This is a genomic window from Paenibacillus sp. FSL R7-0026 (genome assembly GCF_038004485.1).
In the GTDB taxonomy this organism is placed as follows: Bacteria; Bacillota; Bacilli; order Paenibacillales; family Paenibacillaceae; genus Paenibacillus; species Paenibacillus xylanexedens_A.
In genome coordinates, this window is sequence record NZ_JBBORG010000001.1 from 1,751,700 (window position 1) to 1,775,768 (window position 24,069).

A 24,069-nucleotide genomic window follows, 5' to 3' on the forward strand; every position below is an offset into this window, starting at 1 on the left:
AGATAAACAATGGCAATAACTCCATTAGCGCTCACCTAATGGAGTTATTTTCTTCTTGAATAACGAACGATTGTTCGCATATAATACAAACAGTTGTTCTTATTTAGGAGGTGCCAAAATGCTAAACGATTACGAGCGGAAAGTTCTGAGAATCTTATATAACTACAAGGGAGTGCGGCGGAGATTCCCTACAATACACGAATTGACTATTAAGACGGGAAGAGAAAAAGTGGATATCATGGAGGCTTTGGAGGGTCTTATCAAAGAGAATTACATAACTTGGGCAGATAAATCAGACACGTCAAACATCGTTATCTTGGAAGGGTGGGAACGAGAGGGTCAGCAGTCCAAACCTACTGCTACTCAAAAGCCAAGTCGCTCAGGTGACATCAAATATTGGACGGATTACTAAGGGGGATCTCTATGAAAGGGAAATTGTTTGGTAACGGTCTGTTCGAGTCTTCAAGAATGATGCTGCCAGAACATAAAGAGGCTTGGTTGACGCATCAGGAGAAGCAGTTGAAGGAGAAGCCGATTCTGGATGAGCAGGAGATTCAGTTGATACAGGGAAAAATAAATGACTCATTTCATCAACGCATACGCATCCAGGTCACTGTATTCGATCCAATTGAGGATAAGGTGTATGAGGGGATTGTATCCGTAGTTAACACGTTTCTGAAGGAAATTAAATTGGTGTTTTCCGATGGAGATTGGAAGTACATCAAACTGGATACGATCATGTCAGTTACATAAACAAAAAAAGAGCAGGAGGATTACCTCGCTGCTCTTTTGCTTTACCGTTATTTTTTAGAGACGAATTCATGAGGGACCCAGCCAGACCCGCCAGAATAACTTACCTTCACCGTTGATAGTTTTCTCTCAAGGATATTTACCGCAGTACCTTGTGATACTGGGGAAACTTGGCCTGCGAGAATCATCTCGTTCAAACCATTGTTGTTCTTAGCGTTTATATAATTGAGCATTAGGTCAAGATCGCCATTTGTCAAAGCTGCGTATGTGTCTGTATTTATGTACCCACGATCTCCAGTTTTCACGCTTGAGCTTGATGTTGCTGTGATGCTTGAATTGCTTTTATTGTTGTCGCAAAATGTAAGGCCAAAAAAGAATACAAGGACGATTAGACCAACGCTCCCTATAAGCAAAGTGTTTGGCTTCTTCTCTTGTTGTTGAGTTGGCTCTGGGCTTGCATTCAATTCAGATGTTTGAGTTAATCCGGTGCTGGTATCCTCCGACAACATGCTACCACAGTGTTTGCATTTAATTGCTGCATCTTGGATTTCTTCAGCGCAGTAAGGACACTTTTTCAATTGGCATCACCCTTAACATCTCCAAGTAACTGGAGGTAATTACAAATAGTCTAACAGACCTATGAAGGGAATTCTATAAATTCCCTTTGGATAAGGAAAATACTTCTTGCAATACATACGGCTTTACCGTATATTTATGGCAGACAAGCAAATGGGAAATATAAGGAGGAATGAGCATTGACCTTGAATCAGTACCGAGATTTGGCGGACCAACTGGGAGGAGAGGTCGGAGAGCGGATCGCTGCACTGGTCGAAGAGTTGGAAGAGTCCAGAAAGATCATACGGGGGAAAAAGTACCCACCTCTCCTTGGAAGTAAAGAGGTAGCGGAACAGATTGGTGCAGACCCAAAGAACATGCATCATGTCCGTAAGAACAAGATGTTCCCTGAGCCTGACGTTATGGTGGGGACAAGGCCCTTCTGGTTTAAACCATCAATCGATGAGTACCAGGAGCGAATGGAAGAGTGGCGTAGTAAAGACAAGCCAGAATAAAAGGGGATAAGTCACGATGGAACTGGTCACGTTTATGTTGTTTTCTACGATAGAGGTACTTGCAGTCTTTGTATTTATGATGGTGCTATACAGGGAAAACCCGATGGATTACATCTGGCAAGCCCTGTCTGTGTCCGTGCTAATGGGTATACAGAGCCACTTTTTACGTAGTTTAGATTTAGGATTCGTGGCGGTAGTGATAAACCTGATGGTTTATGTTCTAATCCTTGCAACAATTGTCCGGCTGCCGATCCTTTGGGCAATCATTATATCTGGTAGCGGATTTTTCCTCTATGGAATAGCACAAGCCTTGCTCTTAGGAGTAATAGGTGGGGAACTACTGCAGCTTGTGACAAGCATTTTGTTTTTACTGCTTTCATATCTTCTTTACAAATTTGGGCTCGGGATTGAAGCGCCTTACGAAACACTCAAACTCCCACGCGAAAAGGCTATTGTCGTGTCCGTCATTATCACAGCATTTGTACTCACTGCAATTACGATGTACGTCCAAGAGTCATGGGCTAACATATTGTTCTTTGGGGGAGCATCAGCATTGTTTCTGTACTATGCATTCAGAAAGGATCGTGAAGCGCGTTGATTGAGGTAGTGGCCGGGAGAGTGGCGCGTCATATCAAGTCAGTAGTTCCGGATCATCCAGTACATGAAGAGGACATGCGGCACACTTTAATTATCATTCTGAACACTGCTGCAGTTGTTTTATTCACACTTGTTGGAGTGCTATTAACTGGCAAGGGGTCAGAAGTAATTATGTTGCTCAAATGCTTTGCAATACTTCGACTTGTTTCTGGAGGATTGCACCTCGAATCAAGTATGGGCTGTGCAGTTGTCACCGCAGGAACAGCAACAGTATTGTCCTTAATAAGCATAAACATTTCGTGGACTGTTACCTTAACGTTGATAAGCATGTTAATTGTTCTCAAGTATGCACCGTCAGGAATAGAAAATCAGTCACGTATACCTAAGAGGTTTTATCCTGCACTGCCTGTGATTTCGTGCCTCATTGTTGCATCAAATCTATGGTTTCTATCGTCTATGGCTGCAATAGCGTTCTTTGTTCAAGCCATGACCCTAGTTATTAATGAGCATTTCATGAAGGGAGGTGACGCACATGTTTAAAGTAGCTATGTATTCTGCAATTGCTTCGAGTCTTGGAGTTATCGCTGCAATCACTGTATTGCCTGCAAGCTTGATTTTTGTTAATAATCCAAAACCGTCCAAACGACTTCTGAAAAAATAATACGGAGGATCACATATATGGAATACGTAGCACTTCTGGCTGATCATAAAGGAAAAACCGATGTTATTCATGTTAAGATCACCGACATACTGTATCTTTCTTATATAAAAACGTATAGGAAGGTCGCATTCTACACTGCCGATGCAACCTATTATTTTGTGGGTAGCAAAGAGCATTGGACTGAAGTTTTAAACAACAGTGGCGTGAAATTTATGGACGTTGACCGGCATAACTCTGTGAATGTCATGAAGGTAAGACGGACTGAGACAAAGCCATATTATGCATACTTCGAAAAGTTCCGAAGAGTAAACGAATTGCGGTGCTCTATGTCCGCAAGAGGATACAGTGAACTATTGGAAGAACTATCAGTAGGGATTGAACAAAAACAAAAACTCGTTCCAATACTCCAATGAAAAGAGGGGCCTCCGTCATGATGCGGGGGCCCCTCTTTTTTGCGTTCGATCATACACTATATCATATGTGCATGTAGTATGTTGTCGAATTGTGGTGTCGAATGTATTCAATTCGGACGACCCAATTTTAATTTACAAATCCTGTGATGTGGGGTTAAATGGGAAATAGGAACATGATTTCCTGTTGACGTTTAGCCAACTTTACAACGGGGTAAAACAAAACCTCCGGGTGGAGCAGTAAATGCCCCGGCCTGTTACGCTACATCGGCCACTCGTATATGTCCTTTTCATTGCATCCGAGAATAATGCAGATCCCGCGCATAGTAAGGCTTGGGATGGGTCGCTTGTTAGTCTCGTAAAAGGACAATAGAGTGGTGGATACATTCAATCCGCATACTTCAAGCAGTGCCTCAGACAGTTGATCCTGAGTGTAACCGGCTTGGATGCGGATATCGCGCAACAGGCACTTCCCGAAGGTAAGCGCCATATTATGTATGCCTCCATATTAAGTTTTAAGTCTTCCATAGGAACAATCGTTCGTATATAATTACACTACTACATACCGGGGGTCTTGCCTTATGAATAGCATTGATGCCGAGCAGTTTTTGAAATCCATTGCAGCCGACACGCCAGAAAACCAAAAGTTGATTGAGGAGTTCCTTAATTCTCTTTCTTCCGACTCAGAAACAGACGAGCCATAGCCTGTAATTCTTTCTTTTCCTCTACTGTCAGTTCCCGTCCAGCGAAAGTGAAATCCCCTTCAATGAATGAGTCATCATCTAAATCGACTTTCTCGACCATATCCCTCTCAGCCTCTGTTAAATTGCTGTGGGGGTTGTTTGTGTGTCCCAGAACCCAATCCGTAGTAACTCCGTACAAATCACACAGCGACTTCAATGTTTCATAATCCGGTTCACTGATTTTGTTCTCATATCCACTTAATGTTTTGTTGTTGATCCCCGTATGATCTCTCACTTGAATTTGTGTTAAACCCGCCTTTAAACGCGCTTCTTTAAGGCGTTCACTGTACAGCTTGAGCATGGTTTTCATTCACCTCTCCTTGGTTATTGATCTTACCATATTGTCCTAGAAACTTGGAAATCATTCTTAGATATTCGGATATTCCGAAAAAATAATTAAAAAAGGGGTTGCATTCTTAGAATCTAAGAGTTATATTTGACTCACAGATTCTTAGAAATTAAGAATTCACCAAAACTAAAAGGAGGTGAACCCAGTGAATCAACCTTTCGTTTTTGAACCCTTGAATACTCAACCAAGCGATAATCAGCCGAAGAAAAACATTTCACCTTTGATCCAGCGTATTCGCGCTCATATCATTGCGGCTGGTACACCTTTTAAGGAGGTTGCAGCTAAGGCTGGTATTCCAGAAGGTCGGTTTTACAGATTGATGGATGGTACAACGAAAATGGTTGCAGAAGAAGTTGAACTGTTATGTAAGATTGAAGGCTTAGAGTTAGAGCCTAACGAAATTTTTTTGGTTAAAAATTCTTAGAATCTAGGAATAACTTTAATAGAAGTATACGGCAAAACCGTATGAAAAGTCAACAAGATTGTCCGTATTTTCTTAGAAAGGCGGGGTGTTACATGAATCGACAAGCAGTTGCATTAACCGACGACCAGTCAGCAATAGTGAGTCAACGGGGCACATCAGTAACTTTAAGCATCATGGAAGCAGCTTATAACGACTACGAAGCAGGTTTGAGAGTTCCAGCATCATCGATATCAGTTAGCGGTGTAGAAGGAGTTAAAGCATTGCGGGACTTGTTAAACAGAGTTGATCTTGGTGATCCGGAACGAAGAGAAGAAAGGGCATCTGTCCTTATTGAAGCGAGCAATGCTGGAGCATGGAAAACAGTAAAAGAAAATGCTCTCGATAGATTAGGGACTATGACGTCACACGCTAAATATCAAGTTATAAATGCACTCTCTGCCATAGTCAGGAATACGGTCGGCATTCGATCAGTGAATGAACTTAGCTTAAACGACCAAGGCAAGGCGCAAGCGATCGTTGATGTAATCGTAGATGCCATGATCGAACTCAGGTTAGAAGATTAACGAATTGAAAGGGGCACACACACATGTCTATCGCAATTCACCCGGTTCATCGCCGCTTGGCAGAACTGACGATCAAAGCAGGAAAAACAGGAGGAACATTCAAACTGCCACCTGCTGAATGGATGGAGTTAATGCACTGCCTGCAAGCTAACGCCACTTTGGTCCACAAGTTGGATGGCTACAAAGAGGCTGCTTATGCCGCTCAGTGTAATGACCAAATGGACTTGGTTCAGCACTTCACGCAATTACTCGATGAGCTGGAGGCACAGCTAACATGAACTTCAAACGGATACTGAAAATATGTGGTCAGATGTTCGGACGTATCGGTGATTGTCTCTTTGAAATGTTCCGTTGGGTAGAAGAATTTTTTGTACCTATGAATGATCCGGTCAAACATCAATACTACAAAACCACAGTTCGCAGAAATCGCCTTTTGACAGCAGGAAGCCGAGTACGTGGAGATGTGGGGGTGTACAAATGATCAAACGTGGTGACCTGTTCATGATCAATTACGGTGACGGCGAAGGGAGCGAACAACAGGGTTACCGCCCGGGTCTTGTTATCCAGAACGATGTGGGCAATGAGTTTTCCCCGACAGTCATTGTTGCAGCGATCACAGATGCTGAGGACAAACGCTTATTGCCCACACACTTTCCGATTGGAATCAAAGAGGGAATGCGTAAACCATCGGTTGTTATGTTCGAGCAAGTAAGGACGGTTGACAAGACTCGATTAGGCTTCAAATTTGGTGCTCTTACTCCCGATCTTATGAAGCGCATGGAACACCCATTAATGATGAGTCTCGGAGTCATCGATGCACCTGAACCAAGAAGACGAGGGGGGAGTGTTAAACGATGAAAACGGAACAGCAGTTAAAGGAACTGTGCTCGTTCTTCGAATCATTCGAGGGTCGCATGATAGAAACTGGTCGGTTGCTGATAGCCTTACACGCTCGGGGTCAATATCAAAAATACAATCGTCAGCTTACTGGAACATGGTCAGCATGAACGTAACTAACGCTATGAAGATGTCCATTCGGATGAAAGCAAGTGACGACCCAATTGATCTGAGGGCGATGGAAGAGGCGGGAGGCAGATACGTAGATATCAAGTATCCCAAGTTTGAGTTCCCCAGCGAAGCTCACCAGATGAAGTACAACCGAATCAGAAAGGAACTGAGAGGAGGTGAGGGGAGCAGTGAGAGTTAATTGTAAGTGCGGCAAAAAGGGTGCCGAGTACGCGGTATATGAATCAGCACAGCCGCGCTGTCTGAGGTGCATGTTAGTGGCTGTCAATTGCACGATAGCAATACCGGTTCGCAGACTTGATCCGTGGGAAATGGAACGACCAGAAGACACAAAAAAAGCCGCCCATTAGAGAGCGGTCCATAAGAAAACTATTCGCAATCATCATATCACAGGAAGCGAGGAAAGCAAGTGGCAAAGCATGTGCGCTTAATCGAAACAGAGGTTATCAACTTCGCGGGACTCCGGTCCAAGAAAGTGGAGTACGGGGATGTTACTCGCCTGTCAGGTAAGAACGGTCAAGGTAAAACTTCAATTGGTACAGCTCCAGTCTGGACAATGTACGGGACAGATCTGTTCGGCAACAAATACAATCCATCACCAACCAACTATGAGTTTGACAGGGTGTTTGCTTCTACGATTCTCCAAGTTGATGGGGTGCCTATCAAGTTTGCTCGGGAGATCGAGAACGGAACAAACTCGTTTTACATCAATGATGTTCCAACGAAGGCCAAAGAGTTTGAGGCGGCAGTTGCTGAGCTGTTTGACAAAGATGAATTCCTGTCCTTTTACAACCCGATTTACTTTTTCGGTCGGCACTGGACGAAGCAGCGGGAACAGATTATGAAGTACACCACACAGCCTGCAAAGAAGGATGTCTTCCAAGAAATGAGCCGGAAGGAACCCGATCAGAAGCCAAAGGAAATTACGCTTAACCCGGCTGCTGAAAAGCTGAATGAACTAATGAAAAAACACACACTCGATGATCTGCAGAAGATTCACGGCGGCACTGGGGGGCAGAAGTCGAAGCTGGAGAAACAGCACATTGCCGCTCAGAGCCGGACAAAGACGCTACAGGAGCAACTTGATAAATTACCCGCAAGTTCCGGTGAAAATATTGAGTCATTGCAGGCTTTGGAAGCTGAATTGCGAGAGCAGATCAAAGTGGCTGATGAGCTACCTGCGAAAGCCTACCAGATTGAAAAGCAGCAACAAGATGTTGCATATAGGCTCCAAGCCCAACGGGATCAAATCGCACAAAGCAAGGAACGATTCCTGGTACTTCACGGGGAAGCGATTGAAGATAAATGCCCGACATGTAATCAGGGATTAGATGAAAAGGCAGTCACCACAGCACGAGAAAACAAGGACGCTCGTGTAGCCAAAGCCCGAGAAGCACATCAAGCCTTGATCGACAAGCGCAATGAACTGGAAACAGAGCTCGCCGCCATTGTTCCTATCGATGTGGGTGACCTTCCAAAACAGGTTCGTGAGTTCGAGGATCAGTTGGAAGTTGTTCTGTCTGATATCCGAAATCAGAATGCCCGGGCTCAACTTGAGGCAGATGTTGCAGCAGCGAAGCAGGCCGAAACAGACACGCTTACCAACCTGAAAGAAACGGTCTTTATCCTGGATGCAATCAAGTCATATAAGGCCAAAGAAGCTGAACTGCAAGCAAAGAAGGTGCAATCACTCTTCACTACGCTTACGATCCGCCTTTTCAAGTACGTCAAGACAAAAGGCGAATACGAACCCGACTTCTCAATTCAAATGAACGGCAAGGATTACCTGGCACTGTCTACTGGGGAACGTATCGAAGCCGGGTTAGAACTGACAGAGGTGTTGTTCAAACAATCAGAACTGATCTGCCCAACGTTTCTTGATGATTATGAAAGCTACACCGGACCGGTGGCGGTCTATGACCAACTAATCATAGGCGATGTAGTCAGAGGCCAAGAACTGAAAATAGAAGCGGAGGTCGCGTTGAAATGAGAAAAGGACACCCCTTCTTTCTCAAGGTTCCGTTACTACAAGCCATAAAAATTGAAGCTGGTAAGAAGTTAGATCTTCCTGACGGGGAATCAATCGTTGTTCATAGCATCATTTCAATAGAAGTGAAGGATATGACAGCCCACATTTTTGGCCTTACCGCAAAGGAGAACAAAGAATGAAGAACGGAAAGAACCCATCACGCCGTCAGAAACAGGCCATTGCCGCTGCCAAACTTGTTCCAGATAACTGGCTCGTATACAAAGCAGAACCCGGCTCACTGCACATTATTAACCGCAATACTCAATCCACCAAAATCATTAAATCATAGGAGGCTACAAGCCCATGACAAAAACACCGAACACTGAAGTCCAAAAAGTTGACATTAGCCAAATCCAAGCAATCGGAGAATTCGGCGTTGCCGAACTGATGGCAATGAAAGAATCTATTGCGAAGAAACTCACTGTTCCCCAATTCAACCTGTTCATGTACCAAATGAATCGCATGGGACTGGACCCGAGCTTAGGGCATGGTGTTCCGATCCTGTACGGTCAGGATGTGAATATCAGAATTGAGTATGAAGGTTTCCATTCACTTGCAAGAAAGTCTTCTGGCTATAAGAGCGTACACAGACAGGTCGTATGTGATAACGAAGTGGATGATTTTGAGGCAGAAACTGATGACGAAGGTATCATCACAAAGATTCGTCACAAGATCAGATTCCCCCGCGGTAAGGTTGTTGGTTCGTATGCCATTGCAAGAAGAGAAGGCAAGCCGGATGTAATTGTCCTGTGTGATGAGGCTGAATTTGAGAAATACGCGAAGAAGAACCCAGGATTTTGGAAACTGGAAAACGGTTCGCTTGATCCTGATATGTGCAAAAAACACGCTGCTACTCGTGCAGTTAAAGAACAATATGACATCGCTCTTGCGGTTGAAGAAAACATGATGGCTCTAAATTCTACGGAGAACAGCGAACCGGTTCGTCGAGATATAACCGCTGAATCCAAAGAGACAGAACCTGTGAAAACCATTGCGCCAGATAAGAAGGATGACAAAGAAGAAACCCCAGTTGACCGAACCAAAGCACTCAAAACCCAAATCAAAGCCAAATATCAAGCTTTGGGTCTAAAAGATAAATCGGAATTTGATGCCCATGCTGCTAAGTTCTTCGCAGTCAAAGGCGATGTTCCAACTGAATCGGAGATAATCGCATATCTCAAAATCATGGATCAACAAATCCAAGCTGCCGCCGACGACCTTCCAGTGTAAGCCATGGGGTACAAGGTCGAAATATACAGGCTTTGTCCGGACTGCCAGGTATGCGGTAGAGAAATAACCGCAGGACGCGAGCAGTATAACAGGGGCCGGCGCGTGTGCGGCGAGTGCAAGACATCACTGGAGGCGATAACCGATGAAAGACGGCAAGCCCGTGCAGCTCGACTTGTTCAGCAGCTTGACCGAACCAAAGGGGCCGCCTCCGGCCCCAGTACTAAACGGCATGTATTACGAAAAAGCCACTGACAAGTTCGTATCATTCATGCTTGGGAAACGGCATTACGAAGAGCCTGCCCTCGGGTGCAAACATCCGAAGGAATGGCAGAATCGAATAAAAAGGGAGCGTGCTATTTAAATGGCTAAATTGAAAATCGAATTGGAATTAGATTGGTTTGATGAGGAAAGTGGAACTGTCTCTGATGAAATTAGAAATCAAGTGGTGAGCGGGTTGCAGGATCGCCTTATACGTAAAGTGGAAACCCAGACTCGTGAATCTATTGAAACAAAAATTAAAGAAGCTGCTGATAAAGTATCGGATGAATTCCTTGTGAAAGTGTTTGAAGAACGGATTAAGGACATCACCATCCCAGTCAAAACAGGTACCTGGAGCTCTGAAACCAAGCATTTATCGTTTAGTGAGTTTGTGGGTGAGAAATATGACGACTTCCTTAAACGGAAAGTGTTTGACGAACATGGCAGAACTCCAAGCTACGACAGGGACGCGAAGTTCACGATTCATGAGTACTTTGTCAAAGATATGCTCGGCAAAGAACTTGAAAGTAAAGTATCTACATTAATTGCGGAAGCACGGCAAAAGGCAGAACAAAGCGTGATTAACACACTTGAAAAGAATCTGCGTGACCAGTTGTCTGCCGATATGATCGGTCGATTGAATATCCCGAGCATGCTCAAAAGTTTACAAGAGAAGGCGGCCTTGTTTGAAGGACAATCCGAATCATGAAGGTCGACATCATTGCATCCGGATCAGGCGGAAACTGCATCGCACTCACAAATGAAGGACGCACGATCCTGATTGACGCAGGTGTTGCCAAGACCAAGATTGCCAAGCGGCTGCTTGAGTGTGGTATTCGACCAGACCAGGTAACGGACATCTTTATCACTCATGCCCACGGTGACCACATCAAGGGCCTTCCTCTTGCAAACAAGTACCGGATTAACGTATGGGCAACAGATGGCGAATGGAAAGGCATCTCTGGTGTAGACGAGGATCTGCGCCGGGTGGTTGAAACCAGATACAGCAAGTACGAAATGATAGAGCTTGGCGGGGTGCATTTGTACCCCTTCCGGACTCACCACGATGCATATGAGCCTGTAGGATACGCTATCGAACCTGACGACGGACCGCGCATATGTGTGGTGTTTGATACAGGTAAGGTTGATGACGACATGCTTAACCTTATGGAAGGTCATATATACATCGTTGAGAGCAACCACGACCCGGACATGGTGGTCGCATCGGATTACCCCATCAGCGTCCAATCTCGTATCCTCAGCGACCTGGGACACCTGAGTAATGAACAGACTGCAGAAGCACTCCAAAAGCTTATCAGGGGCCGTGGAGAACACATATACCTGACGCACTTATCCAGTAAAAATAATAGCCCTATTCTTGCAAAGATGACCGTTGAAGCGGCTCTCCGGAAAAAGGGTTTTATAGCAGGGACACATTATGAAATAGAGGTGGTCAGCACATGAATACAGTTCAAATCAAAATCGTAGCCCAGTACAAGGCCAAAGATAAAACGATGTTTTACGCAGATGAGAAATTTATTGCTCGCCGGGTGGGGGCGCACTTTATGGATTACACGACACCGTTCCAAATTGTTGAAGGTAAACGTTCGGGGCACGAAATCCCTTATAAAAATGCAATCGTTCTGAAAGAAGAAAAGTCCTACACCCAAGAGCAATATGACGAAATCTTGGCGCAGCGTGACGAGGCGCTGTCACAGCGTGACAAAGCGTTATCAGATCTGGCGAGGCACGGTCAGACAATCGTTGAACTGCATAACGACAAACTTTCGCTTCTCAACACTGTGGAACGTGCTGTCACTCACAACGAGATTCAGGCATTACCCCGCGATGTGGTGCAAGCGTTGGAATCATTCAAGCGTAACGGTGACGACTTGGATACGGTCATGCGATGGATGATACTGCCCTGCATAAGAAATCAACATATGACTCCTGAGATTTTTACAATCCGAAACTTTGCTCTCGAAAATGGATGGAAACTCATTAACGGAATGATTAACGGATACGTGGTCGAGCCGCAGTTGGAAGACCCTTCAGGCATTGCAGAAACAGTCCTACAGTGGTGGAAGGAGCACGACATTGACGCGAAGGAATCTGACTTAGAGAAATTGGTGGATCGGCTGAGAGGACACATTGCAGAACGTCATACAACAGTACAGTAAGCGGGTGAATTGAATGGCAGGACCGGAGCTTTCCGATGGATTCACCCGAGTGGCAAACGAGGTCATTGAAGAGGTTGCCAGGCACAAATTTAACGGCACACAACTTCGAATTCTCTTGATCGTCTGGCGCCAGACATACGGGTGGCGCCGGAAATCTGCCGAGTTGTCAGCCACCTTTCTTGCTACTGCCTTGCAGAGCGACCTACGGGGTGTAAAGAAGGAACTTAATCACTTGTTGGATATAAAAGTGCTGGTGGTTCACAGACCAGCCAAGGGGAAGTATGGGCGCTATATTGGATTCAACAAATACACGAATCAATGGCTAGTGGGTGACAATTGTCCACCGCAAAAACCCGATTCTACTGGTGGACAGTTGCCCACCTATGAGGTGGACGATCATACACCTGAAGTGGTGGACAATAGACCACCTAAGAAAGAAAAGAAAGAAAGTATAAAGAAAGATAATAAAAACAATAAAGGAGCTGCTAAAGAAATGGCTTCTAAAACCAAGCTGGCAAAGAGTCGTGAAGGCAAGCAGGAGTACGCAGAGGAAGTGTGGCTTAAACCGGAGGAACACACAAAGCTACTAAATGAGTTTGGGCAAGAAGGATTTACCTGGATGATAGATGTACTCAGCTCTTATAAACTTTCCGTTGATAAATTTTACGCAAGTGATTATGCAGTCTTCAAGAAAGGCGGCTGGCTGCGCATGAAATTTGAAAAGCATCTCACCGAACAAAACAAAGGTAAAAAACAACCTTCATTCCTTCAACAGAAGTTAGGGGGTGCAACTGGTGACAGAACAAGAACTGACGTTACTCCTGGCAATGGCGGAAACAATCCATGGACCATTGGTACAGGATCAAATCACACTTAATGTATGGCACGAGCTTGTCAAAGACGTCCCTTTCGAGGTAGGCAAACAAAATATTATGCATCATCTGCGGTCCAGCAGCTACAAACCGAAACCAAATGACATCATCGGGGATTACTTCGATCCTTCTGGAACATCTGTTTATGACATCCAGGAGAAAGAGCGACAGGAGATTATGAACACCATTTTGCTAGAAGATGGTCAGGCAGAATATGTACCTATGCCGGACAACATCCACGCTCTGATTGATAAAATATCGGATGGTATGTCTGTCTCCAGGTTCAAAGTGATTGATGACGATGATTGAACAACAAGCACCTATTATTCCTGAGTATGACACGCTGTATCAAGCAGAATTACAGTATCTTGGTTCAATACTAAAGAATAAAAAGCTTTTGGAAGGTTCTCGGTTAACCCGAAATTCATTCAACCCCATTTGGAAACACGGTACTATTTTTCAAATGCTAAAGTTTGCTTACAAGCAATTTGGGAAAGAACCAGACCCATTCAATCTGACCATCCTGGTTGATCATTGGGGGAACAAGATTCAAGAAGTCGGCGGAGTAACCTACTTTTTGAAAATTTACGAATCTACAGTTGATTACACAGGAGATTCGACTTTCCGACAATTCGAGAAAATTATCAATACGGCTCATGCAGAACGAGAATTGGAATCGGCTCGGGCACAGATATCAACATCGGACATGAGTATGGGTGAAATACGAGACGCGTTAAACCGAATTGAAGAGATTGAACAACGAACCGCAGGCGGTACCCCGGCTGCAACACTGAGCAGCTTGTTTAAAATGCATCGCAAAGAGCTGATCAACAGGCAGGAGGCTAGGGGTCAGGATAAAACGTACACCGGGTTTAACACTTGTTCATTAGACTTCAATAGACTGAGTAACGGACACCAGAGGGGTGACCTGATCATTGTCGCGGCTCGGCCTTCGATGGGCAAAACAGCTTGGTTATGTAACGATGCGCTGGCAAGCACGATTGACGGAGCAACCGCCTTGATTATATCCGGCGAAGATACTGCTTTGAACATTCTGGAAAGGATCGTTTCTATCGCTGGTGGGATCGAACTTGCCCGAATGAAGGGCGGTCTAATGAAACCGAATGATTGGAAAGATTACGAAAACGCCCTTACCCTTATTCACGAGAAAAACAACATCTTTATTGACGATACTTCATCGCCTACGGTTGAATCTATCCGAGCCATGGTGGCCGAAATGGTCAAAGAATATCCAAGGATGATTCTATATGTGGACTATTTGCAACACTTGACCACTACGGAGAAGTTCAGGAACAACACTGAAAAATATGCTCATATCTCCAAAGAGCTGAAAAAGATTGCGAAGGACTTCAACATTCCAGTTGTTGCTTTAGCAGCGATGAACAGGGAAGTGGAGAAAAAGCAGGACAAACGACCAAGCATGAGCGATATAAGGGATTGCGGAAACATTGAGTCTGACGGGGATGTCATCATTCTTCTGCATCGTGAAGATTATTACGAAGCTGCAAGTAGGAGAAAGGGGATAATTGACTTGATTGTTGCTAAAGGTCGTAACGTTGGCACAGGAACCGTAAGTATGCTATTCGATAAGCCGAGGGTCCGGTTCTTGAACATCACTGAAGAGGCTAAGAAGAAGCGCCAGGAAAACGGGCTTGCCTCATGAGTCGCCGCATAGAGAATGACACACAGTTGGCAAAGGCTATCCAGGGTATGCAACGGTTGTCTGAAGAGATCGAAGATTTTGAAGACACGCCTGACCCACTCAACCACGACAAACACGAGAAAAACAGAAATGTGCTGATTGTGACATCGAAACTGGTGCAGGAATACAGCCGAGGCAAGGAAGTGCAGGCGGACCCATCAAGGGCTGCATATTACGACCAGATGGGATGGTCTTATCAGGACTTCACAGCGCCTGCTGAGACACCTAAACCAGCGCCGAAAACAAATACACCGACCGAGACAAAACAGGCTCCAGAACAGCCAACAGAGCCGCAAAAGACGGCATCTAAAGTGTCATCATGGTTGGATGATTAAGGAGGGGAACGGATGAGATTCATTGGAATAGATCCGGCCACTAAAACGGGATTTGTGGCATTGGATATTGACGGTAACATTTTGGAACAGATCGAGCTGCAAGGCAAGGGCCCAACAGTGAGCGGTGGGATCTCAATAGAGAAACTTGTCTCACTGGAAAATAACTTGTTTCAACATCTTCAGGAGCATGACGAGATTCTAATTGAGCAACCGGCAATGGGTACCCAAAAAGGTGTCACCACCGGAATGATACATGGTGGACTGAGGACGATGATCCACCGTAAAGGGATGACATTCAACGAGATAAACCCGACCAGCACCAAGAAATATGTTGCGGTAACAGGTTGGACCGGAGAGGTCGGAAACAAACGGCGCTTGAAGGATAAAGAGAAGAAAGCAGCAGTTGCGGAAGCTGCCAAGTCACTGTTCGGTTTTACTCACAAAAGCGATAACGTCACGGACGCGTACATTATCGCCAGAGCAGCGGTCAATCTTTACCGGATGCGCGAGTATATGCCTCTGCTGGATACCGAGCCTTACCAGAAAGAAGTCATTGAATCGATCCTTAATAAAGAATAGCACCCGGGGCTTGTGCGGTCCTGAGGCGGACAGTTGCGCCCAAAATACGGAACAGACGTGCTTATTTTAGCCAGAAAGGAGCATATCCCCCATGGGTACACCAATTCCAAACCGAAGAATTGAAGCTATGTCATCGGGATCTAGTGAGGTCAGACCGTACAAATTGACTCCTGAAGAATTGGCTGCTTTACCACCTACTCCGCCAATGACAGGCAAACGTAAAAAGCAGATCGGACTTGGCAACAGAGACTATACACCCGGTCAAAGGCAGAAGGGTCGGACAATCAAAGAGGAACCGGAAATCAAGCACATCCCCATTGGTAAAGCAGTCAGTTTGACAGTGCAGCAGGCCAAGGCGATTATGTTTCTCCTGCAACCGATCGAAGGCGGTTGGACTGAGGATGAACTAATTGGGGAGCACGCAACGGCCCCACATAGTTGGGTTGATGAAGCGGCTGCTTTGAACGGAATGACACTTGGGGATCTGATTAACGCCTTGTATGTAGGCATGGATATTAACCAATTAGCAAAGGAGGGATAGCAGTATGGATGATGATCAAAAGCGCCGGACATTCCAGAAGGTCAAAGCCATGTCGAAAGATACGTTCTGGTCTTGGATGAATCAACTACACACCAGGGCTTATGCGCTTGGGATTGACCACATGAAGGATGCTATGAGTTGCCACCAACGTATCAGCAAACCAATGATCAATCAAGTTCTTCTGAAAGCTGAAGAGATCCGTGAAAAGTGGGACGGCTTGAAGATGGTAACGGTGGACAGCACGGAAGGGACAGAGTTCAAAACGGCTGACCAGATAGCACAGGGTTTTGATTCCACGGAAGCTGCTATTTACAAGTTAACTGAGCCGCACATTCTGCACATTGGAGATAAAAAATTCGTTATCCGGCCTGCAACCGAGGCTGAGATTCAGGAGGCTGAAACGGCATGAACATAGCTAAATTGTACGAAATGCAGAAGACACTGGATGCACGGATTATTGAGAAAAAGAGCCTGCGAGGTCAAGACTTGCTCCCAAACACGATCCTTGCGCTTCAAGTGGAACTGGGCGAAATGTCCAACGAATGGCGCGGCTTCAAGCATTGGAGTGATAAGAGAGAACCAAAGCATGGCTATGAAGCAAAGATTAAGTGTACTTCCTGCGGGGGCCGCGGACATTGGTATACCGGTAACAAAGTAGACTGCAACAAATGCGAAACCACTGGAAGTATCACTAATCCCTTCCTTGAGGAATATGTCGATTGCGTCCACTTCTTTCTGAGTATTGCCCGGCAGCTTGGCCTTGATGAAACAGACCTCACGATTATTGACGACTACCTGGAGGGTAGCACAACAAAGGTACTAACCAGATTGATATATCACGCTGGCGGTATCGGCATGGAATACAGCCCGTATTCCAGCATTACGTCATTCCGCATGGCATGGAACATGTTCTTTGCTCTTGGTCAACAGCGTTTCGGATTCACCCTGGAACAGATCGAGGCAGCGTACTTGGATAAAAACAAAGTCAACCACGAGCGGCAGGCAAACGGATATTAAGGGGGCATTGGTCTATGAAACTCACTAAAGAGCAGGCAGACACGATTCGGCTTATCAAGGATGAAAGAGTAAACAGAGCTTGGGTCCTTGAGCAACATGTGAGAGAGCCAAGAGGTTGGGTGGTTTACAACGCACTGAATGGAATGGATCTTCACACTTTAGGCAGTGCTCTTTTTGGGCTAAGTGAGGATTGGGAAACTTACGAATGTGAATGCGGATTTGGTTACGCTATCCGTCAGATACCAGACGATGAAATCGAAGAACCTGCTTGCCCGCATTGTGGTGGAACGAATGCAGAGTTGCAGTTGACGCCAGAAGGATACTTGTAATGGCCGCGCCCAGGCAGCTTGCACTTTTTCAAATGCAGGACTACCGACAGCACAAGAAATACCTGGACGGCGTGTTCAAAACAAAAGCGGAGCTGATCCATGACTTACATGCAGAAGGACGTACCAAGGTATACCAGGTCTTGTCATTCGGTGGCGGAACGCAGTCTTCGCACTTGCTGGAAATGCACTTCCGGGGCGAGATCCATTACGACTACATCATATTCTCAGACACAGGTGCCGAGCCAGAATTTATCCACGAACAGGTCTGGTGGTGGCAGCATCGGCAACTTCAGGTGGGCAACAAGACACCGTTCCTGATCACGCATCATAACAGCATGGAACGTGGGCTTGAAGAGATGTTAATGCGATACATCATGACGGACTATCAGCGGTTCCAAATGCCTGTGTACTGCAACTCAGTCAACGAGGACGGAGAGATCAAGGCAGGCGGCATGTTGCCCCGGCAATGTACGGTTGATTTCAAGATAGTGCCAGTGAAACAAATGGCCCGGCAAATGATCCTCAAAGAACACGGACTCGGGCCAAAGCAGATGATACCCAGCAATGTAGGCATAATCATGGATATTGGATTCAGCTATGACGAGATACGCCGGATCAACACGTACCAGTCACCGCAATACGATTACATCAAGCTGGCTTACCCGCTTGTGGAGGCAAACGAAACCACAGAGGCTAGTATTCAGTTTCTGGAGCACAACGGCTTTCCTACACGCCGGAGCCGCTGTTACCTCTGCCCATTCAACTGCGCGGCAGATCGGGACATTGGCATGGATTGGGAAGAGATCATTGAGTCAGAGCCTTTCAGCTTCGTGAAGGCTTGTTGGTTTGATGCCAAGCTCCGCGAGGTGCAGGCTACTGGGTCAAAAATAATGCGAAGTATCCCATATTTGCACTACAGCCGCAGGCCATTGTCAGAAGTGTTCGCTAAGGAGTATATGATCCTGAACGATGCGTATAAGGGCACGTTGTCGCAATGGGAGGAAGAGTGGAAGAACTATATTCACGCCAAATGGGGCGAGGGAAAGGACGAACAATCATGAAAACTATCTTGGATGTTAAACGCAGGCTGGCAGCGGCACGTTGTCCGTATCCGGTGTCACTGATGGATGATCTGGAAGAGGCGTTTGCAGAAATTGAAAGGCTCAAAGCTGAGAAAGTGGAGTTGTGGGATTGTCCGGGATGTGGATTCACTTATGATGCATGTCACGAAGATATTGACCATGCGACAGGTGAGGGGAACGGAAATCACACATGCCCAGTGTGCGAAAATGCTGATCTTGAACGGGAAAATGAACGGCTCTGCAAGGAACTTAAAGGGGCACTGAAGGTAATCCGCTGGTACTCGGACGAATCGAACTACGTAAAAACTAAGCTTTGGCCCGGTGACCCTGCTTGCCCAGCAGAGAGTGAAATATCAGAAGATGGCGGAGAACGAGCAAGGTCCTTTCTGGTGGCTCAGGAAGAAGAGGTATCCGTGCCTCTTATCAAGGAGGGAAAATAATATGTTGGTATATCTGAAAAACCAAGATGGGATGATGAAACCGGGCTATTACAAAGCCGAGGAGTTTGACGGTTCGCAGGAGTATTACGAATTGGGCGGAACCATTGTCCTCGCCAGTAAGTGTGAGGTTATCACCGCCGAGAAACTGAACCAGATGTTGGAGGAGCGGATCAGACGCGAGAATGTGATTACGGGTTTAGAAGCCTCCAAGAAGGAATTGGGCTCCCTCTCCCATGATCGGTTTCACACTATCAAGGAACTCAAGAATAATGTCGATTCGTTCCTCCTGCACTTCGTAGGTTATGAGCTTAAAAGCATGTCTGAGGTTGAGCGATCCAAATACTTGGTTGAACCCATTGAATTGCCGGGAGAAATTTATGACCACGTAGAAGAAATCCGCAGCTACTACAAAAATAATCCAAAGCAAATGGCGACAGTCGTAACGTCAATCAATAAATATGAGTTGTTTGGAGAGTTGCCACAGCATGAAGACTTGGCTTCCCACATTCGCCAAGCAGCGGGATATTTCTACAACAAGAGGGGTGAGCAGCTTTCTCTCATGGCTCTGGTTGGATATAAGAGGGGTTTAAGCGACAAAGAGAAATGGGTCGAAAGCTTCTTCAACAGCATCAATGAACCACAATTGGATAAGAGGGCGTTCGCTGAAGCGATGTATAAACAATATGTGGAGGGATGCCAGAGTGAAAGTAAAAACGGTTGTCCCGAAACATAACAGTAACCAAGTTGCGAAGGTAATGAAAAAGGTGTTTGAGCAGTACGACTTCTGCAAAAGAACACCTGGAGATTCTGAGCGTGAAGAATACGTCCGCAAGGTCAAAGCTGCTGTAAGTTCACTTGGAGGAGACGAGAGAAATCTTGTTACGCAGCGGTACATGATCGACTTCTATCGTTTGGACTACCAAGTGTACAACTTTCATTTCAACCCATCAATCTCAAAAGATACGTACACTAAAATACGCGAACGAGCCTTTCTTAAACTGTTTGTTCTGTTGAGTGAGAATGGATTGATTCAAAACTAGGTTGAGGTTCATTAGGCCTCTCCCTACTAAGGAGGATAATAACATGATGCGATACACGTTCGAATATAGAGTTATCTCCAGCAATTCAAAGTCAGAGTTCAGCCAGGAAGCAGATAGCCAAGAAGAAGCTGCTGCACTGATCGTTACGCGCATTGCCGACCTGGAGTTCACGGATGAATCTGATATCAAACTGGGCAAGGTTATCGCTATTAGCAAGAAAGTCGGTGACAACTACGTCGCCTGTGATGGCTGCGCATCCTAATTCAAATACAAACCGCATTCATTTGATGGTGAAACAACGAACTAATAAAACCAATTTGAGAGGGGAAACAACCCATGGCTAACGATAAATTCATTACAGATGCACCATCCGAAGTTAACGAATTGCTTCAAGATATTATTTCGAAGAATCATACACACCTTGAAGACAGCGAGTTTGTAGTGATTATGAAACACGGAGGATGGAAGTCCAAGGGCAAGACGAAATTCAGCGGTGTATCTGTTCTCAACGAGGCAATCCGCATGAGTATGGATAAGGACGCAATCTTGTATCTCAATGCGGACATGTGGAACCAAATGACCGATCCTCAGAAGCGTTATGTAATTGATCATGCTCTCTGCACTCTTGATGTCAAAATGGATAAACACGATGATGTCTTGGAAGCTCCTGACGGTCGCCCGTTGCTTAAAACTCTTCCGCCTGACATTGAAGCATTCTTTGCAGTAATCACCCGCCACGGTGCTGTGAGCGAGGATGTGAAGCGTCTTGCATTCGCGATTAAAGAGGTCAATGTTGAACAGCTTACTATTGAAATGGCTGCTGAAGAACAGGCGAAGCTAGAGAAAGAACAGCAAGAACAGCAAGAACAGCAAGGTCCAAAAACTGATGCAGATGGTAACATCTTGATCACCGATCCGAACCAGGCAAAGATTCCGCTTGAAGGCGAAGAGGCCACAGCCGCCGCAATCATCGCAACAACTCAGGATGGTGTTAAGGTGCCTGTCTCTGATGATGACCTGCCGTTCTAATATAGTTTAACTCCCCGGCTCCGGTCGGGGAACCATCCTTACATTGAGGTGATACAAAGGTGGGTCAACCAATTTCATACGCCAACATTGACCGGCAGAAGACAACTGAAGCTGTCAAGGAAGCGCTGGAGCAATACAGGATCTATAAGTACCTTACCTTTGACGCAAGGGAAGCAAATACAACAGCATCATATACAGAGAGGTTCCACGGTCCAACCAATGTAACCAGTGATCAAACGGCAAACATTGCTATATACAACGTAGATACAGAAGCATATCAAGCAGCTTATTGCGCTCGAATTGAACGCGCCGTTATGGGTCTGCCAGAAATAGAAGCATTCTTGATGGAGAAGCGATATCTTACTAAAGAATATGACTATATCACTGATAAACAAGTGTTTGGTTTCGAATTCGATCCTCCGATCAGTGAGGGAAAATATAGAGAAATAAGATGGAGAGCATTTCGCAGTGTTGCCTTAAACATGAAGATTGCAGTTATTAAAGGACAAAAGGAAGAATAGGGAGATGATTAGTTTGGAGGGATTAGGGGATGAAATAATCATTGGTGGCAAGAGGTACACAGTGGATCATGAAAAGCGGTCAATTCGAAGGTTTAATGATAAGACAAAGATGTGGGTGAACGTCACATTTGCAAGCGAAGATAGCGAATCAGTTCTTGATGGTCTAATAGATATGCTAACAGAAGAATATATCAGACAGTACCTAGACATAAGAAAAAGCCCAACATAAGAGTTGGGCTTTTTTAATGGAGAATAGGGGGCTCGAACCCCTGACCTCTTCGCTGCCAGCGAAGCGCTCTCCCAGACTGAGCTAATTCCCCGTAAAGAAGACTGCTTTCGTAGTATATAAAAAAGATAATAAGAATGCAAGCAGAAAAAATATAGATTGCCAAAACTTGAATTATGGATTAATTTTTATGGTAGTTATCTCGACTAACTAGGAGGCGCGTTTGTATGGTAGTGATGAACCGGAATAAACCTGATGGCACAAGACCGTTAAGAGTTGCAACTTTTTATAGAGTGTCGTCAAACAAGCAATTAACTGATCATGATATACCTTCTCAGCGCCGTTCATGCGAAGATTTTTACAAGCAAAAGGGTTGGGTATTTGTCAAAGAGTATGTTGAGTCAGTATCCGGTTTTTGGGTTTCTGCCAACGACCGTGACAAGATTCAAGAAGCAAAAAGAGATGCTGATGCGGGTATGTATGATGTTCTCTTGTGTTTTTTATTTGACCGCTTGGGTCGTAAAGAAGATGAAACGCCGTTTGTAGTAGAATGGTTTGCGAAAAGGGTACAAGTTTGGTCTGTGATGGAAGGGCAACAGAAATTCGAGCAACATACCGACCACCTAATGAACTACATAAGGTTTTGGCAGGCGGGTGGTGAAAGTAAAAAAACATCGATTCGTGTAACAGAAAATCACATTCAAATGGCTGAGGATGGATTATACCGTGGTGGTGGTGTTGGGTATGGATACAAACTTGTTAAGTCTGGAGTCTTTAATAAGAAAGGGAAAGAACTGCTTCGGATCGTAAAGGATGAGGACACAAACCCGATAGCCTATCTGATGTATGACTTGGTGTACTCTCAAGGTTTCGGAGCAAATCGAATCGCTAAGCACTTTAATGATCCTGAAGTAAATATCCCAACATCAACTGGAGGAAAGTGGACCGCTAGTGCTATAAATTTCATTCTTAGCAATCCGCTGTATAAAGGCATGCCAGCTTTCGGGAAGAAGAGGAAAGATGACGAAGGAAAAATGAAAACTGCATCTAAAGAGGCATGGGTATCTCCAGATAAAGTGGTCGACCATCTTGTAACTGTTCCAGGGTTAATGTGGGATCGTGTTCAGGAAATTAGAACATCCCGTAATCAAGATAACACGAATAAACCTGAGATTGAAAAGATCCTAATTACAAAAAGCCCATTATTATTTGTTGGAATGATTAAATGTGGATACTGTGGATCACCACTTACAACCACATATAATTCTAAGAAATATCAACTTAAAGACGGAACTGAACAGAAGTGGAGACAGGCGAAATATAGATGCAGCGGAAAAGCTTTAGGGAAGGTAACCTGTGAGGGCCAAACAATCTATTCACAGACTAAAATAGAGGAAACAACTCTTGAGGAATTATTTGCTTACCTGGACGATTTAAAGACTGTTGATGTCTCAGAACAATTAAAAGTTATAAAAAAATCTAATTCAAATGATGATGAGAAGAAAGTAAAGTCTTTAAAAAAACAGTTTAATGAGCTAGAGAAAGAATTGGGAACTTTGATGAAAGAGGTTTCGAAAAGTATTACAGGTAAAAGTGCATTCAAACCAGAGTTACTTAACAATTTAATTGAAGAAAAGCAAAATGAAATAGAATTGATTAAGAAAGAACTAGATAACACGGAATCCGCCACTCTCCATAAAAAGATTGAAAGAAGCGAAATGGAAAGCTTGGTAAAGTTAATTCCTGTTTGGAAAGACTCATTTCATAAGGCCGGCTTAGAAAAGAAAAAGATGATGCTTAATAGTGTAATTGATACCATAACCGTTTATAGGGATTCGATAGATCTGAAGATAAAATTAAACGTCCACGAGCTTGTTCAAATGGCGCGTAATAATGGTAGTGCAACCGACTTACTTGGGAGAGCGCATCGCTGGCAGCGATGAGGTCAGGGGTTCGATCCCCCTAGGCTCCATAAATAAGAACGCCATCACATTATTGCGATGGCGTTTTTTTTGTGGTGAAATAAGTCAGAACATGCATTAATG

42 protein-coding genes and 2 tRNA genes are annotated in these 24,069 nt (G+C 44.9%); 40 read left to right on the forward strand and 4 right to left on the reverse strand.

Annotated features, from left to right (window positions below; genetic code table 11):
- Positions 1 to 118 precede the first annotated feature (118 nt).
- Together MKY44_RS08045 and MKY44_RS08050 are read left to right on the forward strand one after the other, a co-directional pair.
- Positions 119 to 412, forward strand: coding sequence for a hypothetical protein (locus MKY44_RS08045; RefSeq protein WP_341006691.1), 294 nt, complete (start codon positions 119 to 121; stop codon positions 410 to 412).
- 11 nt (positions 413 to 423) lie between these two features.
- A complete protein-coding gene (locus MKY44_RS08050; RefSeq protein ID WP_341006692.1) occupies positions 424 to 753 on the forward strand; it encodes a YolD-like family protein in 330 nt (109 codons plus the stop codon).
- 47 nt (positions 754 to 800) lie between these two features.
- On the opposite strand, the gene MKY44_RS08055 is transcribed toward MKY44_RS08050, so the two are convergent.
- Positions 801 to 1,328, reverse strand: coding sequence for a hypothetical protein (locus MKY44_RS08055; protein WP_341006693.1), 528 nt, complete (start codon positions 1,326 to 1,328; stop codon positions 801 to 803).
- 177 nt (positions 1,329 to 1,505) lie between these two features.
- Between MKY44_RS08055 and MKY44_RS08060 the strand changes: the two genes are divergently transcribed.
- The 5 genes from MKY44_RS08060 to MKY44_RS08080 are packed head-to-tail and all read left to right on the forward strand — an operon-like array spanning position 1,506 to position 3,491.
- Entirely contained in the window at positions 1,506 to 1,820 is a 315-nt protein-coding gene (locus MKY44_RS08060; RefSeq protein ID WP_237174620.1) for a hypothetical protein, read from the forward strand.
- Positions 1,821 to 1,836: 16 nt separating this feature from the next.
- On the forward strand, positions 1,837 to 2,418 hold the full coding sequence (locus MKY44_RS08065) for a hypothetical protein (RefSeq protein ID WP_341006694.1): 582 nt from the start codon (positions 1,837 to 1,839) through the stop codon (positions 2,416 to 2,418).
- Positions 2,415 to 2,957, forward strand: coding sequence for an accessory gene regulator B family protein (locus tag MKY44_RS08070; protein WP_341006695.1), 543 nt, complete (start codon positions 2,415 to 2,417; stop codon positions 2,955 to 2,957). The genes MKY44_RS08065 and MKY44_RS08070 overlap by 4 nt, the downstream gene beginning before the upstream one ends.
- The gene (locus tag MKY44_RS08075) at positions 2,950 to 3,078 is read left to right on the forward strand and encodes a cyclic lactone autoinducer peptide (RefSeq protein WP_341006696.1); all 129 of its coding nucleotides are present in this window, start codon (positions 2,950 to 2,952) and stop codon (positions 3,076 to 3,078) included. The genes MKY44_RS08070 and MKY44_RS08075 overlap by 8 nt, the downstream gene beginning before the upstream one ends.
- A 17-nt stretch (positions 3,079 to 3,095) precedes the next feature.
- The gene (locus tag MKY44_RS08080) at positions 3,096 to 3,491 is read left to right on the forward strand and encodes a LytTR family transcriptional regulator DNA-binding domain-containing protein (protein ID WP_341006697.1); all 396 of its coding nucleotides are present in this window, start codon (positions 3,096 to 3,098) and stop codon (positions 3,489 to 3,491) included.
- Positions 3,492 to 3,750: 259 nt separating this feature from the next.
- Here MKY44_RS08080 and MKY44_RS08085 read toward each other — a convergent pair whose 3' ends face one another.
- Together MKY44_RS08085 and MKY44_RS08090 are read right to left on the reverse strand one after the other, a co-directional pair.
- Positions 3,751 to 3,978, reverse strand: a complete 228-nt coding sequence (locus tag MKY44_RS08085) for a helix-turn-helix transcriptional regulator (RefSeq protein WP_150365587.1) — start codon at positions 3,976 to 3,978, stop codon at positions 3,751 to 3,753.
- A gap of 173 nt (positions 3,979 to 4,151) precedes the next feature.
- A complete protein-coding gene (locus MKY44_RS08090) occupies positions 4,152 to 4,541 on the reverse strand; it encodes a helix-turn-helix domain-containing protein (protein WP_341006698.1) in 390 nt (129 codons plus the stop codon).
- Positions 4,542 to 4,725: 184 nt separating this feature from the next.
- On the opposite strand from MKY44_RS08090, the gene MKY44_RS08095 reads away from it, so the two are divergent.
- The 31 genes from MKY44_RS08095 to MKY44_RS08245 all read left to right on the forward strand — a co-directional run bounded on the left by MKY44_RS08095 (position 4,726) and on the right by MKY44_RS08245 (position 22,027).
- Complete coding sequence (locus MKY44_RS08095) at positions 4,726 to 5,004, forward strand: hypothetical protein (protein WP_341006699.1); 279 nt, start codon at positions 4,726 to 4,728, stop codon at positions 5,002 to 5,004.
- A gap of 92 nt (positions 5,005 to 5,096) precedes the next feature.
- Positions 5,097 to 5,567, forward strand: coding sequence for a hypothetical protein (locus MKY44_RS08100; RefSeq protein WP_341006700.1), 471 nt, complete (start codon positions 5,097 to 5,099; stop codon positions 5,565 to 5,567).
- Positions 5,568 to 5,590: 23 nt separating this feature from the next.
- Positions 5,591 to 5,845: a DUF7667 family protein gene (locus MKY44_RS08105; protein WP_150365583.1), complete on the forward strand. Its 255-nt coding sequence runs from the start codon at positions 5,591 to 5,593 to the stop codon at positions 5,843 to 5,845.
- Positions 5,842 to 6,048 carry a hypothetical protein gene (locus MKY44_RS08110; protein ID WP_341006701.1) on the forward strand — a complete coding sequence of 69 codons (207 nt, stop codon included), beginning with the start codon at positions 5,842 to 5,844 and terminating at the stop codon, positions 6,046 to 6,048. Before MKY44_RS08105 ends, MKY44_RS08110 begins: the two co-directional genes overlap by 4 nt.
- A complete protein-coding gene (locus tag MKY44_RS08115; RefSeq protein ID WP_341006702.1) occupies positions 6,045 to 6,425 on the forward strand; it encodes a type II toxin-antitoxin system PemK/MazF family toxin in 381 nt (126 codons plus the stop codon). The genes MKY44_RS08110 and MKY44_RS08115 overlap by 4 nt, the downstream gene beginning before the upstream one ends.
- Positions 6,426 to 6,570: 145 nt before the next feature.
- Positions 6,571 to 6,774 carry a hypothetical protein gene (locus MKY44_RS08120; protein WP_341006703.1) on the forward strand — a complete coding sequence of 68 codons (204 nt, stop codon included), beginning with the start codon at positions 6,571 to 6,573 and terminating at the stop codon, positions 6,772 to 6,774.
- A 228-nt stretch (positions 6,775 to 7,002) separates the two neighbouring features.
- Positions 7,003 to 8,583, forward strand: coding sequence for an ATPase (locus MKY44_RS08125; protein ID WP_341006704.1), 1,581 nt, complete (start codon positions 7,003 to 7,005; stop codon positions 8,581 to 8,583).
- Positions 8,580 to 8,762: a hypothetical protein gene (locus MKY44_RS08130; protein ID WP_341006705.1), complete on the forward strand. Its 183-nt coding sequence runs from the start codon at positions 8,580 to 8,582 to the stop codon at positions 8,760 to 8,762. The genes MKY44_RS08125 and MKY44_RS08130 overlap by 4 nt, the downstream gene beginning before the upstream one ends.
- Positions 8,759 to 8,911 (forward strand): DUF6906 family protein, encoded by a 153-nt coding sequence (locus tag MKY44_RS08135; protein ID WP_341006706.1) that lies wholly within the window; start codon positions 8,759 to 8,761, stop codon positions 8,909 to 8,911. Before MKY44_RS08130 ends, MKY44_RS08135 begins: the two co-directional genes overlap by 4 nt.
- 14 nt (positions 8,912 to 8,925) lie before the next feature.
- Positions 8,926 to 9,852 carry a recombinase RecT gene (locus tag MKY44_RS08140; RefSeq protein WP_341006707.1) on the forward strand — a complete coding sequence of 309 codons (927 nt, stop codon included), beginning with the start codon at positions 8,926 to 8,928 and terminating at the stop codon, positions 9,850 to 9,852.
- Positions 9,853 to 9,994: 142 nt separating this feature from the next.
- Complete coding sequence (locus MKY44_RS08145; protein ID WP_150365576.1) at positions 9,995 to 10,213, forward strand: hypothetical protein; 219 nt, start codon at positions 9,995 to 9,997, stop codon at positions 10,211 to 10,213.
- Positions 10,214 to 10,819 carry a hypothetical protein gene (locus tag MKY44_RS08150; protein ID WP_237174635.1) on the forward strand — a complete coding sequence of 202 codons (606 nt, stop codon included), beginning with the start codon at positions 10,214 to 10,216 and terminating at the stop codon, positions 10,817 to 10,819. It abuts the gene before it with no gap.
- Entirely contained in the window at positions 10,816 to 11,574 is a 759-nt protein-coding gene (locus MKY44_RS08155) for an MBL fold metallo-hydrolase (protein WP_341006708.1), read from the forward strand. Before MKY44_RS08150 ends, MKY44_RS08155 begins: the two co-directional genes overlap by 4 nt.
- Complete coding sequence (locus tag MKY44_RS08160; RefSeq protein WP_341006709.1) at positions 11,571 to 12,290, forward strand: hypothetical protein; 720 nt, start codon at positions 11,571 to 11,573, stop codon at positions 12,288 to 12,290. Before MKY44_RS08155 ends, MKY44_RS08160 begins: the two co-directional genes overlap by 4 nt.
- 13 nt (positions 12,291 to 12,303) lie before the next feature.
- Complete coding sequence (locus tag MKY44_RS08165; RefSeq protein ID WP_341006710.1) at positions 12,304 to 13,167, forward strand: replication protein; 864 nt, start codon at positions 12,304 to 12,306, stop codon at positions 13,165 to 13,167.
- On the forward strand, positions 13,085 to 13,471 hold the full coding sequence (locus tag MKY44_RS08170) for a hypothetical protein (protein ID WP_341006711.1): 387 nt from the start codon (positions 13,085 to 13,087) through the stop codon (positions 13,469 to 13,471). The genes MKY44_RS08165 and MKY44_RS08170 overlap by 83 nt, the downstream gene beginning before the upstream one ends.
- Positions 13,464 to 14,846: a replicative DNA helicase gene (locus tag MKY44_RS08175; protein WP_341006712.1), complete on the forward strand. Its 1,383-nt coding sequence runs from the start codon at positions 13,464 to 13,466 to the stop codon at positions 14,844 to 14,846. Before MKY44_RS08170 ends, MKY44_RS08175 begins: the two co-directional genes overlap by 8 nt.
- Positions 14,843 to 15,220: a hypothetical protein gene (locus tag MKY44_RS08180; protein WP_341006713.1), complete on the forward strand. Its 378-nt coding sequence runs from the start codon at positions 14,843 to 14,845 to the stop codon at positions 15,218 to 15,220. The genes MKY44_RS08175 and MKY44_RS08180 overlap by 4 nt, the downstream gene beginning before the upstream one ends.
- 12 nt (positions 15,221 to 15,232) lie before the next feature.
- Positions 15,233 to 15,799 carry a hypothetical protein gene (locus MKY44_RS08185; protein WP_341006714.1) on the forward strand — a complete coding sequence of 189 codons (567 nt, stop codon included), beginning with the start codon at positions 15,233 to 15,235 and terminating at the stop codon, positions 15,797 to 15,799.
- A gap of 91 nt (positions 15,800 to 15,890) precedes the next feature.
- The gene (locus MKY44_RS08190) at positions 15,891 to 16,340 is read left to right on the forward strand and encodes a hypothetical protein (protein WP_341006715.1); all 450 of its coding nucleotides are present in this window, start codon (positions 15,891 to 15,893) and stop codon (positions 16,338 to 16,340) included.
- A gap of 4 nt (positions 16,341 to 16,344) precedes the next feature.
- Positions 16,345 to 16,749 (forward strand): hypothetical protein, encoded by a 405-nt coding sequence (locus tag MKY44_RS08195; RefSeq protein WP_341006716.1) that lies wholly within the window; start codon positions 16,345 to 16,347, stop codon positions 16,747 to 16,749.
- The gene (locus MKY44_RS08200; protein ID WP_341006718.1) at positions 16,746 to 17,357 is read left to right on the forward strand and encodes a dUTP diphosphatase; all 612 of its coding nucleotides are present in this window, start codon (positions 16,746 to 16,748) and stop codon (positions 17,355 to 17,357) included. The genes MKY44_RS08195 and MKY44_RS08200 overlap by 4 nt, the downstream gene beginning before the upstream one ends.
- Before the next feature lie 14 nt (positions 17,358 to 17,371).
- Positions 17,372 to 17,686, forward strand: coding sequence for a hypothetical protein (locus tag MKY44_RS08205; RefSeq protein ID WP_341006719.1), 315 nt, complete (start codon positions 17,372 to 17,374; stop codon positions 17,684 to 17,686).
- Positions 17,686 to 18,747 (forward strand): hypothetical protein, encoded by a 1,062-nt coding sequence (locus MKY44_RS08210; protein WP_341006720.1) that lies wholly within the window; start codon positions 17,686 to 17,688, stop codon positions 18,745 to 18,747. The genes MKY44_RS08205 and MKY44_RS08210 overlap by 1 nt, the downstream gene beginning before the upstream one ends.
- The gene (locus MKY44_RS08215; protein ID WP_341006721.1) at positions 18,744 to 19,208 is read left to right on the forward strand and encodes a hypothetical protein; all 465 of its coding nucleotides are present in this window, start codon (positions 18,744 to 18,746) and stop codon (positions 19,206 to 19,208) included. The genes MKY44_RS08210 and MKY44_RS08215 overlap by 4 nt, the downstream gene beginning before the upstream one ends.
- 1 nt (position 19,209) lies before the next feature.
- Entirely contained in the window at positions 19,210 to 19,941 is a 732-nt protein-coding gene (locus MKY44_RS08220) for a hypothetical protein (RefSeq protein WP_341006722.1), read from the forward strand.
- Complete coding sequence (locus MKY44_RS08225; RefSeq protein WP_341006723.1) at positions 19,910 to 20,248, forward strand: hypothetical protein; 339 nt, start codon at positions 19,910 to 19,912, stop codon at positions 20,246 to 20,248. The genes MKY44_RS08220 and MKY44_RS08225 overlap by 32 nt, the downstream gene beginning before the upstream one ends.
- A 43-nt stretch (positions 20,249 to 20,291) precedes the next feature.
- Positions 20,292 to 20,510: a hypothetical protein gene (locus tag MKY44_RS08230; RefSeq protein ID WP_341006724.1), complete on the forward strand. Its 219-nt coding sequence runs from the start codon at positions 20,292 to 20,294 to the stop codon at positions 20,508 to 20,510.
- 74 nt (positions 20,511 to 20,584) lie between these two features.
- On the forward strand, positions 20,585 to 21,277 hold the full coding sequence (locus tag MKY44_RS08235) for a putative metallopeptidase (RefSeq protein ID WP_341006725.1): 693 nt from the start codon (positions 20,585 to 20,587) through the stop codon (positions 21,275 to 21,277).
- Positions 21,278 to 21,336: 59 nt separating this feature from the next.
- Positions 21,337 to 21,798, forward strand: coding sequence for an ArpU family phage packaging/lysis transcriptional regulator (locus tag MKY44_RS08240; protein WP_341006726.1), 462 nt, complete (start codon positions 21,337 to 21,339; stop codon positions 21,796 to 21,798).
- Between the two features lie 4 nt (positions 21,799 to 21,802).
- A complete protein-coding gene (locus MKY44_RS08245; RefSeq protein ID WP_341006727.1) occupies positions 21,803 to 22,027 on the forward strand; it encodes a hypothetical protein in 225 nt (74 codons plus the stop codon).
- A 17-nt stretch (positions 22,028 to 22,044) separates the two neighbouring features.
- Here MKY44_RS08245 and MKY44_RS08250 read toward each other — a convergent pair.
- A tRNA-Ala gene (locus MKY44_RS08250) sits at positions 22,045 to 22,118 on the reverse strand.
- A gap of 142 nt (positions 22,119 to 22,260) precedes the next feature.
- Between MKY44_RS08250 and MKY44_RS31505 the strand changes: the two genes are divergently transcribed.
- Both MKY44_RS31505 and MKY44_RS08255 read left to right on the forward strand, forming a co-directional pair.
- A complete protein-coding gene (locus MKY44_RS31505; protein ID WP_445670679.1) occupies positions 22,261 to 23,967 on the forward strand; it encodes a recombinase family protein in 1,707 nt (568 codons plus the stop codon).
- Positions 23,932 to 23,996, forward strand: a tRNA-Ala gene (locus MKY44_RS08255). The genes MKY44_RS31505 and MKY44_RS08255 overlap by 36 nt, the downstream gene beginning before the upstream one ends.
- The last annotated feature ends 73 nt before the right edge of the window (positions 23,997 to 24,069 follow it).

Coding starts and splice junctions, on each gene's coding strand:
- MKY44_RS08045 (WP_341006691.1), top strand. CDS start 119: ATGCTAAACGATTACGAGCGGAAAGTTCTGAGAATCTTATATAACTAC.
- MKY44_RS08050 (WP_341006692.1), top strand. CDS start 424: ATGAAAGGGAAATTGTTTGGTAACGGTCTGTTCGAGTCTTCAAGAATG.
- MKY44_RS08065 (WP_341006694.1), top strand. CDS start 1,837: ATGGAACTGGTCACGTTTATGTTGTTTTCTACGATAGAGGTACTTGCA.
- MKY44_RS08075 (WP_341006696.1), top strand. CDS start 2,950: ATGTTTAAAGTAGCTATGTATTCTGCAATTGCTTCGAGTCTTGGAGTT.
- MKY44_RS08080 (WP_341006697.1), top strand. CDS start 3,096: ATGGAATACGTAGCACTTCTGGCTGATCATAAAGGAAAAACCGATGTT.
- MKY44_RS08085 (WP_150365587.1), bottom strand. CDS start 3,978: ATGGCGCTTACCTTCGGGAAGTGCCTGTTGCGCGATATCCGCATCCAA.
- MKY44_RS08090 (WP_341006698.1), bottom strand. CDS start 4,541: ATGAAAACCATGCTCAAGCTGTACAGTGAACGCCTTAAAGAAGCGCGT.
- MKY44_RS08100 (WP_341006700.1), top strand. CDS start 5,097: ATGAATCGACAAGCAGTTGCATTAACCGACGACCAGTCAGCAATAGTG.
- MKY44_RS08105 (WP_150365583.1), top strand. CDS start 5,591: ATGTCTATCGCAATTCACCCGGTTCATCGCCGCTTGGCAGAACTGACG.
- MKY44_RS08110 (WP_341006701.1), top strand. CDS start 5,842: ATGAACTTCAAACGGATACTGAAAATATGTGGTCAGATGTTCGGACGT.
- MKY44_RS08115 (WP_341006702.1), top strand. CDS start 6,045: ATGATCAAACGTGGTGACCTGTTCATGATCAATTACGGTGACGGCGAA.
- MKY44_RS08120 (WP_341006703.1), top strand. CDS start 6,571: ATGAACGTAACTAACGCTATGAAGATGTCCATTCGGATGAAAGCAAGT.
- MKY44_RS08130 (WP_341006705.1), top strand. CDS start 8,580: ATGAGAAAAGGACACCCCTTCTTTCTCAAGGTTCCGTTACTACAAGCC.
- MKY44_RS08135 (WP_341006706.1), top strand. CDS start 8,759: ATGAAGAACGGAAAGAACCCATCACGCCGTCAGAAACAGGCCATTGCC.
- MKY44_RS08140 (WP_341006707.1), top strand. CDS start 8,926: ATGACAAAAACACCGAACACTGAAGTCCAAAAAGTTGACATTAGCCAA.
- MKY44_RS08145 (WP_150365576.1), top strand. CDS start 9,995: ATGAAAGACGGCAAGCCCGTGCAGCTCGACTTGTTCAGCAGCTTGACC.
- MKY44_RS08150 (WP_237174635.1), top strand. CDS start 10,214: ATGGCTAAATTGAAAATCGAATTGGAATTAGATTGGTTTGATGAGGAA.
- MKY44_RS08155 (WP_341006708.1), top strand. CDS start 10,816: ATGAAGGTCGACATCATTGCATCCGGATCAGGCGGAAACTGCATCGCA.
- MKY44_RS08160 (WP_341006709.1), top strand. CDS start 11,571: ATGAATACAGTTCAAATCAAAATCGTAGCCCAGTACAAGGCCAAAGAT.
- MKY44_RS08165 (WP_341006710.1), top strand. CDS start 12,304: ATGGCAGGACCGGAGCTTTCCGATGGATTCACCCGAGTGGCAAACGAG.
- MKY44_RS08175 (WP_341006712.1), top strand. CDS start 13,464: ATGATTGAACAACAAGCACCTATTATTCCTGAGTATGACACGCTGTAT.
- MKY44_RS08180 (WP_341006713.1), top strand. CDS start 14,843: ATGAGTCGCCGCATAGAGAATGACACACAGTTGGCAAAGGCTATCCAG.
- MKY44_RS08185 (WP_341006714.1), top strand. CDS start 15,233: ATGAGATTCATTGGAATAGATCCGGCCACTAAAACGGGATTTGTGGCA.
- MKY44_RS08190 (WP_341006715.1), top strand. CDS start 15,891: ATGGGTACACCAATTCCAAACCGAAGAATTGAAGCTATGTCATCGGGA.
- MKY44_RS08195 (WP_341006716.1), top strand. CDS start 16,345: ATGGATGATGATCAAAAGCGCCGGACATTCCAGAAGGTCAAAGCCATG.
- MKY44_RS08200 (WP_341006718.1), top strand. CDS start 16,746: ATGAACATAGCTAAATTGTACGAAATGCAGAAGACACTGGATGCACGG.
- MKY44_RS08205 (WP_341006719.1), top strand. CDS start 17,372: ATGAAACTCACTAAAGAGCAGGCAGACACGATTCGGCTTATCAAGGAT.
- MKY44_RS08210 (WP_341006720.1), top strand. CDS start 17,686: ATGGCCGCGCCCAGGCAGCTTGCACTTTTTCAAATGCAGGACTACCGA.
- MKY44_RS08215 (WP_341006721.1), top strand. CDS start 18,744: ATGAAAACTATCTTGGATGTTAAACGCAGGCTGGCAGCGGCACGTTGT.
- MKY44_RS08220 (WP_341006722.1), top strand. CDS start 19,210: ATGTTGGTATATCTGAAAAACCAAGATGGGATGATGAAACCGGGCTAT.
- MKY44_RS08230 (WP_341006724.1), top strand. CDS start 20,292: ATGATGCGATACACGTTCGAATATAGAGTTATCTCCAGCAATTCAAAG.
- MKY44_RS08235 (WP_341006725.1), top strand. CDS start 20,585: ATGGCTAACGATAAATTCATTACAGATGCACCATCCGAAGTTAACGAA.
- MKY44_RS08245 (WP_341006727.1), top strand. CDS start 21,803: ATGATTAGTTTGGAGGGATTAGGGGATGAAATAATCATTGGTGGCAAG.
- MKY44_RS31505 (WP_445670679.1), top strand. CDS start 22,261: ATGAACCGGAATAAACCTGATGGCACAAGACCGTTAAGAGTTGCAACT.